Raw genomic sequence first — 14,641 nt, 5'->3', positions numbered from 1 at the left:
TTTCAAAGGGCAGATCCTCATCTGTTATCTGGCGCACCCGCGCCGGTGTCTGCTGCGCGCATAGACCCTGCGCGCCCCAATGGCCAGCCCCCGCGCCTGCATGCCCGCCCTGCAACGCGGCGATACCGATGCAATAGGGCCGCAAAAGAGGTTCCTTTTTCCGCCCCCTCCCCCTAGAGGTTATCGGTGAGACGATGAAAGGGATGAGGCACATGGCAGACACAATGATCGGCGTAATCGGTGGATCGGGCCTCTATGATCTTGATGGGCTCAAGGACGCGCGCTGGCAGGCGGTCGAGACCCCTTGGGGGACGCCCTCGGATGAGATCCTGACAGGCACACTTGATGGCGTCGCTATGGCCTTCCTGCCGCGCCATGGGCGTGGCCACGTGCTCAGCCCCAGCGATGTTCCCTACCGTGCCAATATCGACGCGCTCAAACGGCTCGGCGTCACGGATGTGATCTCGGTCAGCGCTTGTGGCTCGTTTCGGGAGGCGATGGCACCCGGCGATTTTGTTATTGTGGACCAGTATATTGACCGGACGTTTGCACGCGAGAAATCCTTCTTCGGCCCTGGCTGCGTGGCGCATGTGAGCGTTGCGCACCCGACCTGCCCCCGTCTCGGTGCGGCATGTGCTGAGGCCGCGCGCGATGCGGGCGTGACGGTGCACGAGGGCGGCACGTATCTGGCCATGGAAGGCCCGCAATTCTCAACGCTGGCTGAAAGCAAACTCTACCGCGAGGCCTGGGGCTGTGACGTGATTGGCATGACGGGCATGCCCGAGGCGAAGCTCGCCCGCGAGGCGGAACTTTGCTATGCATCCATAGCGATGATCACCGATTACGACAGCTGGCACCCAGATCATGGCGAGGTGGATGTGACCCAGATCATCGAGACGCTGATGGGCAATGCAGGCAACGCACGCAGCACCATCGCGGCCCTCCCGACACTTCTGGGCAAGGACCGCGCGCCCTGCCCCCATGGCTGTGACCGCGCGCTGGAATACGCCATCATCACAGCGCCCGAGGCGCGTGATCCGGCCATTCTGGCGCGGCTTGATGCGGTCGCGGGCCGCGTTCTGACCCGCTCATAAGGAGCCTCAAAAATGACCTTCGAGATATGGCTGGCCTATGTCGCCGCGTCCACCGCGCTCTTGTTGATCCCCGGACCGACCGTCCTTATGGTGCTCAGTTATGCGCTCTCCAAAGGCCGCAGCGTTGCCGTCTCCTGTGCGGCGGGCGTGGCCTTGGGTGATTTCGTCGCGATCACCGCCTCACTTCTGGGCCTCGGTGCGCTGGTCATGGCCTCGGCCACGCTCTTTACCGTGCTCAAATGGGCCGGTGCGATCTATCTGATCTGGCTGGGGGTCAGGCTGATCCGAAGCGCCCCGTCCCAAGGATTTGCCTTGCCCAAAGGCGCGGAAATCTCCTCGCGCGGCGTCTTCTGGAACGCCACCGCCGTCACGGCGCTGAACCCCAAATCCATCGCCTTCTTCGTCGCCTTCGTGCCCCAGTTTCTGACGCTGAATGCGCCGCTCGGGCCGCAATTCGCCATCCTCATCGCGACATTCGTCACCCTCGCCGCGCTCAACGCGCTGATCTTTGCGCTGCTTGCGGATCGTCTGCGCCATACGATCGGGCGGCCGTCGGTGATCACATGGCTCACCCGTGGCGGCGGCACGGCCCTGATTGCGATGGGCATCGCCACAGCCTTCCTGCGCCGTGCCGCAAATCCTTGATATATTTACGAAAGCCTTATTAATGCAGCCCACCAAAACTGTCCGCGATTACATCCGCACCATCCCCGATTTCCCCCATGCCGGCATCATGTTCCGCGATGTGACCACGCTTTTCGCCGATCCGCGAGGGCTGCGCATGGCCGTCGATCAGATGCTGCATCCTTACGCGGGACAGCGGATTGACAAAGTGGTCGGGCTTGAAGCGCGCGGCTTCATCCTGGGCGGTGCGGTGGCGCATCAGCTTGGCACAGGGTTTGTGCCCGTGCGCAAGGCGGGCAAGCTGCCCGGTGCGGTAATCAGCCAAGACTATACGCTGGAATACGGCGCAGCCACGGTGGAACTGCATGAGGACGCGATCGAGGCGGGCGAGGTGATCCTTCTGGTTGATGATCTTCTGGCCACAGGCGGAACGGCTGAGGCAGGCATCCGTCTGATCGAGCGTTTGGGCGGCAAGATCCTGAGCTGTGCGTTTGTAGTGGACCTGCCCGAGCTTGGCGGGCGAAAGCGGCTTGAAGCGCTCGGTATGGACGTCCAAACGATCTGCGCATTCGACGGCGCCTGAGACCAGAGCTTAAACCGGCCCGCCATCCTCAAACACCAGAGCATCCTCCGCCGCAGCCTGCATCAGCGTGGCCGCCCCATGCCCCGCCTCACCCAGCCAGAGCGGCCAGTCACCGGGCTCCACAATCACCGGCATCCTATGATGCAGCCGCGCCATCACCTCATTCGCCCCGCAAGTGACAATCGCACAAGTGGGCAAGCCCTCAGGCCCCCAGCGTTGCCATATCCCCGCAAAAGCCAGTGGCGCACCATCGCTCCGCGCGATCCGCCACGGCTGTTTGGCACCCTTCTCCCCAGTCCACTCATAAAACGCCGTGGCCGGAATCAGGCAGCGCCGTGCCCGGCACGCCTCCCGAAAGGCTGGCTTGGTTGCAACCGTCTCGGCCCGCGCATTGATCAAAAGCGGGCCAGCGTTCGGCGCTTTGTACCACGCGGGCAAGAAGCCCCAGCGCATCGCCGAGAGGCTCCGCCCACCCTCCGCCGTCACCACATGCACAGAATCCGTCGGGCAAACATTGCGGTTTGGCACGCGCGGCAGATCATTGCCGGGACGCGCCGCAAAGAGCTGCGCCATCGCATCATCCGGTAGGGTGAGGGCGAATCGTCCGCACATCGGCTCAGCGCAGAATGGATGAGTAGAGAAGCATCCCCCAAGAGGTCAGTTCCGCCTCCACCTTGGGCCAAAGCGCGCCGAACGCCACCGGGTCGATCTTCGCGCCTGCGGCAAGGTCCGCAAGGCTGCGTTTGCCGTCGATCCCCGCAATGAGCGGTGCCGAGGGTTTTGGCAGGCGCAGCGTGGCCTCAATGCCCGGAAAGGTCAGCTTAGGGGCCTGCCCTTTGGCAATCGCCTGAGCCAAGGCCGGGGCCGCCACGCCTTTGAGATGTGGCACAAGGCGCCGGTCCGTGCCGCGCGCAGGCCCGCGGGCCTCATCTGCGGCCACGAGATAGCCCACATGGGTCTTGATCGTCCCGCGCAGCTGTTCGGCCACGGCCATTTGCTCCGCAGCACTCATGTGTTCCGGCACAGGCGCGATCCGCGCCAGATCGTAGAGCGCTGGCATCGTGAAGCCGCTGAGCGCCCAGCCGGTTTGCTCCAGTATCTCCAAAAGCTCCGGCACATCAAACGCCCGGTCTTGTGAGTGCAACAGCAGGTCATAGAAGCCTGCGTCGCTGTCCTTGTGATCGCCCAGATTGGTGTTGGCTCGGAAGGCATGCCCCTCAGGCAGATTGGCCACAATCGCCTGCGCCGTCTTGAGCCGCGCCTCGGGCGGCTGCCCTGCATAGAGCGCGCCGAATGCGGCCTGAAGCGGGTAGACCCCGGCCCGGCCATAAGGAGCATAAACCATGAACCCCATACCCCCGCCGGGCGCCAGCGCCGCGCGCAAAGCCTCAAATCCCGCCGCCGGATCGGCCAAGTGATGCAGCACACCGCAGCAATCAATGTAGTCAAACTGGCCGAGATCGGGCGCATCCAGAAGTGACCCGGTCAGGAAGCGGATCGAGGTCAAGCCGCGCGCCTTGGCCCGCGCCTCGGCGATGCGGCGCGAGGCCGTGCTGAGGTCAATATAGGTGATCTCGGCCTTTCGGCCGACCTGTTCCATAATCTGCGCCAACTGGATCAAACCATCGCCGGTGCCACCCCCGGCAAAGAGCGCGCGCAGCGGCCGTGACCAGTCCCGCGCGCCGCCATAAAGGAAATGGTCAAACTCCAACGGATGCGAGGGTGAGCCTTGAATGAGGCGCTTCGCCTCATCCGCCGGATCGCGGGCAGGATAGGGATAGGCCTCATACTGATCTTTAACGGTGTTCATCGGGCGTCCTTCTCTGGACCTGCAAATCGGGGCCTGCAAACTATGCCCCGTGCACACGTGATTGTTAAGGGGGATTGGGGCTCTGCCCCACGTTGAATTTCCACCGGAAATTCCACGTCCCCCGGGATATTTGAGGCAAGAAGAAGCACGGGCCTTGACGGCTTTGGACCTGCCGGGCATCACGGGAGCCATGGTGATTTATAAGATATTGCGTGGCCCGGAATGGGCTGATCTGCGGGCCAAGGGCGAGACCATGGGCGCACCAGTGGATCTGGCCGATGGGTTCGTGCATTTCTCGACACCCGCGCAGGCGGCGGAGACGGCAGCCAAGCATTTTGCCGGGGCCGAGGGGCTCATGCTTTTGGGGGTCGAGACCGAGCGGCTGGGCGATAACCTGAGATGGGAAGTGTCGCGCGGGGGGGCGGAGTTTCCGCATCTTTACCGCGCGTTGCGCCTGTCGGATGTGGCATGGGCGCAGCCTTTGCCCTTGGTCGGCGGCGTGCATCAGTTTCCGGCGGGGGTGGAATGAGCCTTTGGGAACGCGCAGGGCTGACGGCGTTGCGGCAGTTCGATCCCGAGCGCGCGCATGGGCTGGCGCTCAAAGGGCTCCGCTTGGGCGCGGTGCGATTGCCCGGGCAGATCACAAGCGCGCGTTTACGGTGCGAGGTGGCGGGGTTGCAGCTTGCGAACCCTGTGGGGCTGGCGGCTGGGTTTGATAAAAACGCTGAGGCACTGGCGCCCTTGGCGCGGGCCGGTTTTGGCTTTTTGGAGGTAGGCGCGATCACACCGCGCGCGCAGGAGGGCAACCCGAGGCCCCGGCTTTTCCGTCTGTCCGAGGATGGCGCGGTGATCAACCGCTTCGGTTTTAACAACGAGGGGATGGAGGCGGCGGCCAAGCGGCTCTGCGCCCGACCGAAAGACGCGGTTATCGGCCTCAACCTTGGGGCCAATAAAGACAGCGATGACAGGGCTGAGGATTTTGCCCGTGTGCTGGCCCATTGCGGGCGGCACCTTGATTTTGCGACGGTGAATGTCTCCTCGCCAAACACCGAAAAGCTGCGGGACCTGCAAGGCGGTGCGGCGCTGAGCGCGCTTCTGGCAGGGGTGATGGAGGCGCGCAATTGGCTGGAAAAACCTATTCCGATCTTCCTCAAGATCGCCCCTGATTTGGATGATGCAGCCCTTGGCGAGATCGTGGACGTGGTGCAAAGCGCGGGCCTGCACGGCATTATCGCGACCAACACGACGCTGGACCGGGGTGGCCTACGCTCGGCGCATAAATCCGAGGCGGGCGGGCTTTCGGGTGCGCCGCTTATGGAGAAGTCGACGCGGGTTCTGGCGCAGCTCAGCCATCTCAGCAAAGGCCGCGTGCCCCTTATCGGGGTGGGCGGGATCGCGAGCGCCGAGGATGCCTATGCCAAGATTTGCGCAGGCGCGAGCGCGGTGCAGCTTTACTCCGCTCTGGTCTATCGCGGGCTCTCGCTCATCCCAGAGATTTGCCACGGGCTTGAGCGGCTCTTGGAGACGGACGGGCACGCGAGCGTCGCAAGCGCCGTCGGCACCAAACGAGAGGCGTGGCTGTGAGCCGCGCCGCCACGTGGATCGACGCCGTAATCTTTGATCTTGCGCGCCAGATGCGCTGGTCTTTCTTGCCCCCGCTCATGGTCTATCTGGCCTTTGGGATATCCACGCTGACCGCCATCGTGGGCACGTTTTTCGTAAAGGAATACCTTGACCTGAGCGCCGCGTTCCTTGCTGGGCTGGCTTTCTGGGCCGGGCTGCCTTGGGCGCTGAAAATGCCGCTGGGCCATCTGGTGGATATTATCTGGCGTTGGAAATGGCTTTTGATCTGGATCGGGGCGGCGCTTGTGGGCGCAAGCCTCAGCATCATGTATCTGCTGGTCTCCGCGCCTGCGATGATGGAGATGGTGATGCCCGCCGAGGCGTGGTTTGTCACCTCTACATTGCTCGCGCCTTGCGGTTTGGTGCTTCAGGACGCCGTGGCCGACGCCATGTCGGTGGAGGCGGTGCCGAGTGTGGATGCCTCTGGCATGCCGCTTGATGAGGACACGCTGCGCGGGCTGCACACGACGATGCAGACGCTGGGCCGGGTGGCCCTCATCGGTGGCACGCTGATTGTGGCAGGCGTCAATATCGTGGGCTTTGCCGGGGTTGAGCTGCTGGAGGACGCGGCCAAATCCGAGGTCTATGCCCAAATCTACGCCATCGCCCTTTGCGTGCCGCTGATCTCTGTCTCCGGCGTTGTTCTGGCCGGGCTGCAACGCCGCCGCGCCGCCGCACGTGCCCGCGCCCAAGGCCAGGACCCCAGCCCCTTCGAGGAGCGGCCCGGCCCACCCACCAAGGCAAACCCGTGGTATTTCATCGGCGGCGGCGCGTTTGTGGCCCTCTCGCTCATCGTGGGGCTTTTGGATGTGCCCTATAGTCAGGAAATCGTCTTTGCGGGCTCCATGACCATCATCATCGCGTTGATGCGCCAACTGGTCCGTGTGCTCACGCCCGAGCAGGCGCGGATGCTCGTCGGCACCGCCCTTATCGTCTTCGTCTTCCGCGCCGTGCCCCTGCCCGGTCAGGGGGCCACGTGGTTCTCCATCGACGTGCTGGGCTTTGATCAGCAGTTCCTGTCGGTGCTGCAACTGGTGGCCGCCATCCTGACACTGGCCGCGATGATCGCGCTGAGGCCGCTGATTGCGGGGCACAAGCTGGTTTGGGTCTACCTGATGCTGACCGTGCTGGGCGGGGTTCTGGCGCTGCCCAATATCGGGCTTTACTATGGCGTGCAGGATATCACAGCACCGCTGACCGGGGGTGTGGTCGATGCGCGTTTCATCGCTGTGCTCGATACCGCCGCCGAAAGTCCGCTCAGCCAGATCGCCCTCATCCCGATGCTGGCATGGATCGCGCGTAATGCGCCCGACAATCTCAAGGCCACGTTCTTTGCCGTCATGGCGTCTTTTACCAATCTGGCCCTCTCGGCCAGCGCACTTTTGACGAAATACCTCAACCAGATCTTCGTGGTGTCGCGCGAGGTGACCGACCGCAGCACAGGCGAGATTACGATTCAGGCAGATTACAGCCAACTTGGCACCGTGCTGATCATTGCCGCCTTGATAGGCCTTCTCGCTCCGCTCATCACCATATGGGTCGTCCAACGCTCAAGGATCAGGACGACAGCCTAGACCGCACGCTCAAGCGCCGGATAGCGCAGCGCCAGCGTCACCCCACGCACCGCGAAGGAAATCAAAAGGGCCGTCCAGAGCCCGTGATTGCCCATCACCGGCACGAGGATCAGAACGGCGGCGACATAGACCGCAAGGCTCACCGCCATCATATTGCGCATGTCGCGGGTGCGGGTCGCACCGATGAAAATCCCATCCAGCATCCATGCGGCCCAACCAAGGATTGGGGCTGCCACCATATAGGGCAGGAAGATCACGGCGGCCGCACGCACATCCTCCGCCTTGGCCATAAGCGCGATCAGCGCAGGTCCGCCGAGCGCAAACCCGGCGGCCATCAAAACGCAGGCCCCAAGCCCCCATTGGCTGGTCACGATCGCCGCCCGGCGCAGCCTTGCGCGCGCTTTGGCCCCCACCGCTTGGCCCACCAGAGATTCCGCCGCGATGGCGAACCCGTCCATCGTGTAGGAGGTGACATAGAGAAGCTGCACCAACACCTGATTGGCCGCGAGGGTCGTGTCGCCAAAATCAGCCGCGAGAAAAAGAAACGAGACGAAAATCATCTGGATCATCAGCGCCCGCATCAAGATGTCGGAGTTCACCACCGCCATTCGTTTGAGCCGCACCCGGTCAAACACGCGGGGCCAGTCGCACCACGCAGGCACCCGAAACGCCTCGCGGCAGAGCCACAGGCCCAGTATCAGCCCGCACCATTCCGCAATGAACGTGGCCCAAGCCACGCCGTTTACCCCCAGATCAAGGCCCAGCACGAACCAAAAGTTCAGCGCAATGTTTAACCCGTTCATCACCAGTTGAATGAGCAAAACGGCCCGCGTCCGCTCCAGCGCAATCAGCCAGCCGGTGACGCCATACATCGCGATCAGTGCAGGTCCGCTCCAGATGCGGATCTCCATATAGCCCTGCGCGAGGGTCTCGACCTCATCACTGGCGGGGGCAATCTGAAACGCGCCCCAGAATAGCGGCACCTGTACGAGGATCAGCACCACGCCAGACACCACCCCGATCATCAAGGCGCGGGTCAGCAAAGCGGCCACCTCGCCTGTCTCGCCCGCGCCATGCGCTTGGGCTGCAAGCCCGCTCGTGCCCATACGCAGAAAGCCGAAGAGCCAGTAAATCGAGGTCAGAACAATCGCGCCTATGCCCACAGCCCCAATCGGTGCCGCCTCCCCCAACTGTCCGACCACACCCGTATCGACAAGGCCCAGAAGCGGTATGGTCGCGTTGGATATGACGATGGGCACCGCGACATTGAGAACACGTTTATGCGTGATCTCGCGGGGTGCGGCGGGGTCAGACATCGCGGCGCGGCATCAGGAAGTGGCCCGCACCTTGTGCAAAGGCCCGCGCGCGGTTGTCCTGCCACGCCTCCACGCGCACAGAGGCATAGCGCCGTCCGGCCCGCGAAATCTCGGCGCGCGCATAGGCATCACGCGGCAAGCCCGAGCGCAGGTAATCCACGGTGAAATCAATCGTCTTGGGCAGGCGCGGCATTTGCCCGGCAGCAAGGCGTCCTGCGTCAAACGCACCGCTTTCGATCTCGGGCCAGAGCATGGCCCAGCTGAGGCCGATGATGGCCGTCACCTCCAGAAACGCGGCTGTGGCCCCGCCGTGCAGTGCAGGCAGTTGCGGGTTGCCGATCAATGCCTCGCGAAACGGCATGAGTGCGGTCAGTTCATCCCCGCGCCTGTCAAACTCAATTCCCAGAAAGCGAATATAGGCCACGCCCGTCACAAGGGCGGTCAGCGCCTCGTCGCGGCGCTGCTTGATCACCTGCACAGGCTCGGGCCGGGTGCGCGCCATCGCTCAGGCCTCCGCAATCGTGAACGTGCCGGTCGCCGTGGCCACCGGGCGCGTCGTATCGTCATCAAGCGCCATCGCCCGCACAAACGCGACCGAGCGGGTGACGTGAAAACACTCGGCCACAGCGCGCACAGTCTGTCCAGGCGTGGCGGGACGCATGTAATCAATGCGCAGACCAATCGTGGCCGTAGCCCCCTTGGCGCTGGGATGGCTCATCGCGGCGGCACCGCAACAGGTGTCCATAAGCGCGCTGACCGCACCGCCATGGATCACACCCGTTTCAGGATCGCCCACCAGATCTTCGGACCATGGCATCGACATCTCGGCATGACCTTGGGCCATCTTCTGCGCGATCACGCCCAGCGCTTGGGCATGGGGCAGCGCCTGAAAAAAGGCCATGGCGGGATGGTTGGGTGTGTCTGGCATGGCGCGGCAATAGGGCCTCAAGCTCGGAGTGGCCTCTTTATTTGCCGTTGGTCGCAGGGGCGCAAGCACTAACTTGTGATCATGTCTTCCTCTCGCAGGGCTTTATTTATGCCACATTTTCAGGCAGTCTTGTAAGCCCACTCATCATCCTGACAGGTCAGGATCGCCAATGCCCGAAACGCTCCTCACGCTCAAACAGATGTGCGCGCATTTCGATGTGACCCCGCGCACCCTGAGATATTACGAGTATATCGAGCTCCTGCACCCCGAGCGGCAAGGGCGCTCGCGGCTCTACGGGCCACGCGAAAAAGCCAGAATGACGCTGATCCTGCGGGGGCGCAAATTCGGATTCTCGCTGGAGGATATCCGGCAATGGCTGTTGATCTATGAGAACGAAGGCACCGAAGCGCAGATGCGCAGCTGGATCGCCCTCGCGGACAAGCAACTCGCCGAATTGGCCGAGCAACGCACCCAAATTGACACGGCCACAGCCGAGCTTCAGGCGTTGCGCGACGTCACGGCGGGGAATTTGAAGGGCTAAGCCCAAACGAGCACCCAAAGTGACGTAACGTCTTGTTTACGTCAACGTCATGTGCTGTTGCATCCGCCCCCTCACCGCCCCAGATCAAGGGTAACCGAGACACAAGACAGGGGCCCATGACCCATGGCAAACAACACACTGACAATCCGCGAAATGTGCGACACGTTCGAGGTAACACCGCGCACCTTGCGCTTTTACGAGGCCAAGGAATTGCTCGCGCCAATCCGCGAGGGTCAAAAGCGCCTCTTCACCAAACGCGACCGCGCCCGGCTCAAGCTGATCCTGCGCGGAAAGCGCTTTGGCTTCACCCTTGAGGAGATCCGGCAACTCCTGGACCTCTACGACACGGGCGATCAGCAACACACCCAAATGCTGCGCACGCACGAGCTTGCCGCCGAGCGCCTGCGTGACATGGAGGTTCAACGCGACGAGCTAAGTGGCGCCATCAATGAGCTGCGCGAGCAGATGACATGGGTGGAGCAGACCCTGGTCGCGCGCTCCAAATCCGACAAGGCCGCCGAATAAAGCGCAGCCGTCGCGGCACACATGCGTGCCCGCAACACCGACACGCCTAAGACAGGGAAAGCCGACGATGCCCAGCTACACCGCCCCCATCCAAGACATGCAATTCATTCTCCACGATGTGCTCGAAGCCTCGCACCAAGAGACACCCGGCTACGCCGATCTGGACGCCGATTTCACCGCCGCCATTTTTGAGGAGGCGGGCAAGATCGCATCGGGTGTTCTGGCCCCCCTAAACCTCGTGGGCGACACCGAAGGCTGCACATTGGAAAACGGCGTGGTGCGCACGCCCACCGGCTTCAAAGAGGCGTTTGAGCAGGTGAAAGAGGGCGGCTGGACGGCCGTAGACCTACCCGAGGAATATGGCGGGCAGAACATGCCATATGTGATGTACACGGCTGTAGGCGAGATTTCCTCGGCCGCGAACATGTCCTTCACCATGTATCAGGGCCTCACCCATGGTGCGGCCTCCGCGATCCTTGCGCATGGCACTCAAGCACAAAAAGATACCTATCTGCCCAAGATGACGTCGTGTGAATGGACCGGCACGATGAACCTGACCGAACCCCATTGCGGCACCGATCTTGGCCTCATGCGCACCAAGGCAGAACCGCAGGTCGATGGCTCCTATGCCCTGACAGGGCAAAAGATCTTCATCTCCTCGGGCGAGCATGACATGGCCGAGAATATCATCCATCTGGTGCTGGCTAAGATCCCCGGCGGGCCAGAGGGCATCAAGGGTGTGTCGCTCTTTATCGTACCCAAATTCCACGTGAACGCTGATGGCACCCTTGGGGGCCGCAACGGCGTGTCCTGTGGGGCGATCGAGCACAAGATGGGCATCCACGGCAACTCCACCTGCGTGATGAATTATGACGGGGCCAAGGGATATCTCTTGGGCGATATGCACAAAGGTATGCGCGCGATGTTCACCATGATGAACGAGGCGCGGATCGGTGTGGGCATGCAGGGCCTCGCTCAGGCCGAGGCGGCTTACCAAAACGCCGTGATCTACGCCAAGGACCGCCTTCAGGGCCGCGCCGTGACGGGCGCGGAAAATGCGGACGGCCCCGCTGATCCGCTGATCGTGCACCCCGATATCCGCCGCAGCCTTATGGATCAAAAGAGCTTCATCGAAGGGGGCCGTGCATTTCTTCTTTGGGGCTCGCACCTGATCGACCGGTCGATGCGCAGCGATGATGCCGCTGCCGAAGGCCTGATCTCGCTGATGACACCCGTGATCAAGGGGTTCCTCACCGACGAGGGCTACGACATGACCGTGCTGGCACAACAGGTTTACGGCGGGCATGGCTACATCGAAGAATGGGGCATGTCGCAATATACGCGCGACGCCCGGATCGCGATGATCTACGAGGGAGCAAACGGCGTACAGGCGCTTGATCTGGTGGGCCGCAAGCTGGCCCAGGACAGCGGCAAGCATGTAATGGCCTTCTTTGATATGGTCAAAACCTTCTGCAAGGAAAACGCCGACACGCCCGGCATGGAGCCTTTCACCGAGCCTTTGAAAAAGGCCTCCAAGGATCTTCAGGCGGCGGGCATGTTCTTCATGCAGAACGGCATGAAAAATCCAAACGCCGCCCTCGCGGGCAGCTATGATTTCATGCATCTCTTTGGCCATGTCTGCCTTGGCCTGATGTGGGCGCGCATGGCGAAAGCCGCCCTTGCAAAGCTGGACGAGGGCACCGGGGACCGAGCATTTTACGAGACAAAGCTGGCCACCGGGCGTTACTATATGGCGCGCCGCCTGCCCGCCACAGCGCTGCGCCTCGCCCGGATTGAGACCGGCGCGGAGACCGTCATGTCGCTAGAGGCCAGCCAGTTCTGACCCCGAAGGGAAACCCATGCCCAAACGCTTTCGCCTCACCCGCCGCTTCAACGCGGCCATGACCGAAGATGGCTACCGCCGGCTGCGCAAATTCAGTCAGGAGGCGGGGCTGGACGAGGGCGAGGCGCTGTCGTTTCTCTTTGAGAATTTCGACAGTGTGATCAACGAAGACACGTTCGAGCACCGCCTGAGGATATTCAATACCGATCTAGAGGCGCGCAAGAAATGAATACACGCAGCCCAGCACCACAGACAGCGCGACGGCCAGCACCACAGAACCGGAGAGACACGCGATGACAATGAAACTCTACTGTATGGGCGAGAGCGGCAATGCCTATAAAGCCGCGCTGGCGCTGGAGCTTTCGGGCGCCGCGTGGGAGCCTGTCTACGTCGATTTCTTTGGCGGTGAGGGCCGCACAGACGCGTTTCGCAAGATTAACACGATGGGCGAAGTGCCTGTGTTGGTCGATGGCGACACCACGATCACCCAATCGGGCGTCATCCAGATGTATGTCACCGAAAAGACCGGCAAATTCGGCGGCCAGACCCCCGAGGAGGCGCGCGAGGTGATGCGCTGGGTGTTCTGGGACAATCACAAGCTCAGCTCACAAGCCGGGATGGCCCGGTTCTTGATGAATTTCCTGCCAGAGGACAAACGCCCCGCCGAGGTGATCACCTTCACCCAAGGCCGTCTTAAAGCCGCCTATGCCGTGCTTGACGCGCATCTGACGGGCCGCGACTGGATCGTGGGCAGTGCCGTGACCAATGCCGACCTCAGCTGTTGCGGATATCTTTTCTACCCCGAGCCCTTCGGCTTTTCCCGCGCCGACTGGCCCAATATCGACCGTTGGCTTGGCCATATCGAGGCCCTGCCCGGCTGGGCGCACCCTTACAATTTGATGCCCGGCAGCCCCGCTGACCGTGCTTGATACTACCCTGCCTGACACCCGCCTGAACAGGAGACCCCAATGACCGAAGCCTATATCTATGACGCCGTGCGCACGCCGCGTGGCAAGGGCCGCAAAGATGGCAGCCTGCATGAGGTCACGGCCGTGCGCCTCTCGGCTCAGGTGCTCAACGCGCTGAAAGAGCGCAGCGGGCTTGAGGGCCACGCGGTCGAGGATGTGATCTGGGGCAACGTCACCCAAGTGATGGAGCAAGGCGGCTGTCTTGCGCGCACTGCGGTCCTCGCCTCGGACCTTGATGAGAGCATTCCGGGCCTTGCGATCAACCGGTTCTGCGCAAGCGGTATGGAGGCCGTGAACATCGCCGCCAATCAGGTGAAGGGCGGCGCGGGCCGCGCCTATATCGCGGGCGGGGTCGAGATGATGGGCCGGGTGGCCATGGGCAGCGACGGGGCGGCGATTGCCGTGGACCCAAGCGTGGCGATGGACACCTATTTTGTCCCCCAAGGGATCAGCGCCGATATCATCGCCACCGAATATGGCTTTACCCGCGATCAGGCCGACGCACTCGCCGTCACATCCCAGAAGCGCGCGAAGGCCGCGTGGGATGACAAACGGTTTGCCAAATCCATCGTGCCCGTGATCGACCAGAACGGCCTGACCATTCTGGACCACGACGAATACATGCGCCCCGGCACCGATATGCAAACGCTGGGCGCGCTGAACGCCAGCTTTCAGGCAATGGGCGAGGTGATGCCGGGCTTTGATGCGGTGGCCAAGATGAAATACCCCCATCTGGAGCGGATCAACCACATCCACCACGCGGGCAATTCGTCGGGGATTGTGGACGGGGCGGCGGGCGTTCTGATCGGCGATGCGGAGTTTGGCCGCGCCTACGGGCTCAAGCCCCGCGCCCGCATCCGTCAGACCTGCAAGATCGGGACGGACCCCACGATCATGCTGACCGGCCCTGTGCCTGCCACGCATAAAATCCTGACCGATGCGGGCATGAATATCGATGATATCGACCTTTTCGAGGTGAACGAGGCCTTCGCTTCGGTCGTGCTGCGCTTCATGCAGGCCTTCGATGTGGACCCGGCTCTCGTCAATCCCAATGGCGGCTCCATCGCGATGGGTCACCCCCTTGGGGCCACGGGTGCGATCATCATCGGCACGCTGCTGGACGAACTTGAGCGCACCGACAAGGAGGTCGGTCTCGCCACGCTATGCATCGCATCCGGCATGGGTGCGGCCACCATCATCGAGCGGGTGTGA

The 14,641-nt window shown here is 62.6% G+C and carries 17 protein-coding genes; 12 read left to right on the top strand and 5 right to left on the bottom strand.

The features are described from left to right. Positions 1-212 precede the first annotated feature (212 nt). From KUD11_RS08795 to KUD11_RS08785, 3 genes are read left to right on the top strand one after another with little or no spacing between them, the layout of a single operon-like run. Positions 213-1,094 (top strand): S-methyl-5'-thioadenosine phosphorylase, encoded by an 882-nt coding sequence (locus KUD11_RS08795; protein ID WP_109388021.1) that lies wholly within the window; start codon positions 213-215, stop codon positions 1,092-1,094. Positions 1,095-1,106: 12 nt separating this feature from the next. Then, positions 1,107-1,739, top strand: a complete 633-nt coding sequence (locus KUD11_RS08790; protein WP_109385036.1) for a LysE family translocator — start codon at positions 1,107-1,109, stop codon at positions 1,737-1,739. A gap of 22 nt (positions 1,740-1,761) precedes the next feature. Then, positions 1,762-2,301 carry an adenine phosphoribosyltransferase gene (locus KUD11_RS08785; RefSeq protein ID WP_109385037.1) on the top strand — a complete coding sequence of 180 codons (540 nt, stop codon included), beginning with the start codon at positions 1,762-1,764 and terminating at the stop codon, positions 2,299-2,301. A 9-nt stretch (positions 2,302-2,310) separates the two neighbouring features. Here KUD11_RS08785 and KUD11_RS08780 read toward each other — a convergent pair whose 3' ends face one another. Then, on the bottom strand, positions 2,311-2,913 hold the full coding sequence (locus KUD11_RS08780; protein WP_109385038.1) for an SOS response-associated peptidase: 603 nt from the start codon (positions 2,911-2,913) through the stop codon (positions 2,311-2,313). A 4-nt stretch (positions 2,914-2,917) separates the two neighbouring features. Further along, positions 2,918-4,111 (bottom strand): class I SAM-dependent methyltransferase, encoded by a 1,194-nt coding sequence (locus KUD11_RS08775; protein WP_109385039.1) that lies wholly within the window; start codon positions 4,109-4,111, stop codon positions 2,918-2,920. 190 nt (positions 4,112-4,301) lie between these two features. Here KUD11_RS08775 and KUD11_RS08770 point away from each other — a divergent pair, with 190 nt between their 5' ends. From KUD11_RS08770 to KUD11_RS08760, 3 genes are read left to right on the top strand one after another with little or no spacing between them, the layout of a single operon-like run. Then, on the top strand, positions 4,302-4,640 hold the full coding sequence (locus KUD11_RS08770) for a DUF952 domain-containing protein (RefSeq protein ID WP_109388023.1): 339 nt from the start codon (positions 4,302-4,304) through the stop codon (positions 4,638-4,640). After that, a complete protein-coding gene (locus tag KUD11_RS08765; RefSeq protein WP_109385040.1) occupies positions 4,637-5,695 on the top strand; it encodes a quinone-dependent dihydroorotate dehydrogenase in 1,059 nt (352 codons plus the stop codon). Before KUD11_RS08770 ends, KUD11_RS08765 begins: the two co-directional genes overlap by 4 nt. A 50-nt stretch (positions 5,696-5,745) precedes the next feature. Further along, positions 5,746-7,308, top strand: a complete 1,563-nt coding sequence (locus KUD11_RS08760; protein WP_181375349.1) for an MFS transporter — start codon at positions 5,746-5,748, stop codon at positions 7,306-7,308. Here the strand turns inward: KUD11_RS08760 and KUD11_RS08755 are convergent. The 3 genes from KUD11_RS08755 to KUD11_RS08745 are packed head-to-tail and all read right to left on the bottom strand — an operon-like array spanning position 7,305 to position 9,552. Continuing rightward, entirely contained in the window at positions 7,305-8,624 is a 1,320-nt protein-coding gene (locus tag KUD11_RS08755; RefSeq protein ID WP_109385041.1) for an MATE family efflux transporter, read from the bottom strand. The genes KUD11_RS08760 and KUD11_RS08755 overlap by 4 nt on opposite strands. After that, positions 8,617-9,126, bottom strand: coding sequence for a PaaI family thioesterase (locus tag KUD11_RS08750; protein ID WP_109385042.1), 510 nt, complete (start codon positions 9,124-9,126; stop codon positions 8,617-8,619). The genes KUD11_RS08755 and KUD11_RS08750 overlap by 8 nt, the downstream gene beginning before the upstream one ends. A gap of 3 nt (positions 9,127-9,129) precedes the next feature. Next, on the bottom strand, positions 9,130-9,552 hold the full coding sequence (locus tag KUD11_RS08745; protein ID WP_109385043.1) for a PaaI family thioesterase: 423 nt from the start codon (positions 9,550-9,552) through the stop codon (positions 9,130-9,132). A 169-nt stretch (positions 9,553-9,721) separates the two neighbouring features. Between KUD11_RS08745 and KUD11_RS08740 the strand changes: the two genes are divergently transcribed. The 6 genes from KUD11_RS08740 (at position 9,722) to KUD11_RS08715 (ending at position 14,641) form a co-directional block, all read left to right on the top strand. Then, positions 9,722-10,093: a MerR family transcriptional regulator gene (locus KUD11_RS08740; protein ID WP_109385044.1), complete on the top strand. Its 372-nt coding sequence runs from the start codon at positions 9,722-9,724 to the stop codon at positions 10,091-10,093. A gap of 123 nt (positions 10,094-10,216) precedes the next feature. Continuing rightward, positions 10,217-10,618 carry a MerR family transcriptional regulator gene (locus tag KUD11_RS08735; RefSeq protein ID WP_109385045.1) on the top strand — a complete coding sequence of 134 codons (402 nt, stop codon included), beginning with the start codon at positions 10,217-10,219 and terminating at the stop codon, positions 10,616-10,618. 67 nt (positions 10,619-10,685) lie between these two features. Then, positions 10,686-12,461, top strand: a complete 1,776-nt coding sequence (locus KUD11_RS08730) for an acyl-CoA dehydrogenase C-terminal domain-containing protein (RefSeq protein WP_109385046.1) — start codon at positions 10,686-10,688, stop codon at positions 12,459-12,461. Positions 12,462-12,477: 16 nt separating this feature from the next. Further along, the gene (locus KUD11_RS08725) at positions 12,478-12,690 is read left to right on the top strand and encodes a hypothetical protein (protein WP_109385047.1); all 213 of its coding nucleotides are present in this window, start codon (positions 12,478-12,480) and stop codon (positions 12,688-12,690) included. Positions 12,691-12,754: 64 nt separating this feature from the next. Continuing rightward, complete coding sequence (locus KUD11_RS08720) at positions 12,755-13,390, top strand: glutathione S-transferase family protein (RefSeq protein WP_109385048.1); 636 nt, start codon at positions 12,755-12,757, stop codon at positions 13,388-13,390. A gap of 39 nt (positions 13,391-13,429) precedes the next feature. After that, positions 13,430-14,641 (top strand): acetyl-CoA C-acetyltransferase, encoded by a 1,212-nt coding sequence (locus KUD11_RS08715; protein ID WP_109385049.1) that lies wholly within the window; start codon positions 13,430-13,432, stop codon positions 14,639-14,641.

Origin of the sequence: Roseovarius carneus (assembly GCF_020141465.1) — a bacterium.
GTDB lineage: Bacteria > Pseudomonadota > Alphaproteobacteria > Rhodobacterales > Rhodobacteraceae > Roseovarius > Roseovarius carneus.
This window is presented reverse-complemented; position numbering and strand designations above follow the sequence as displayed.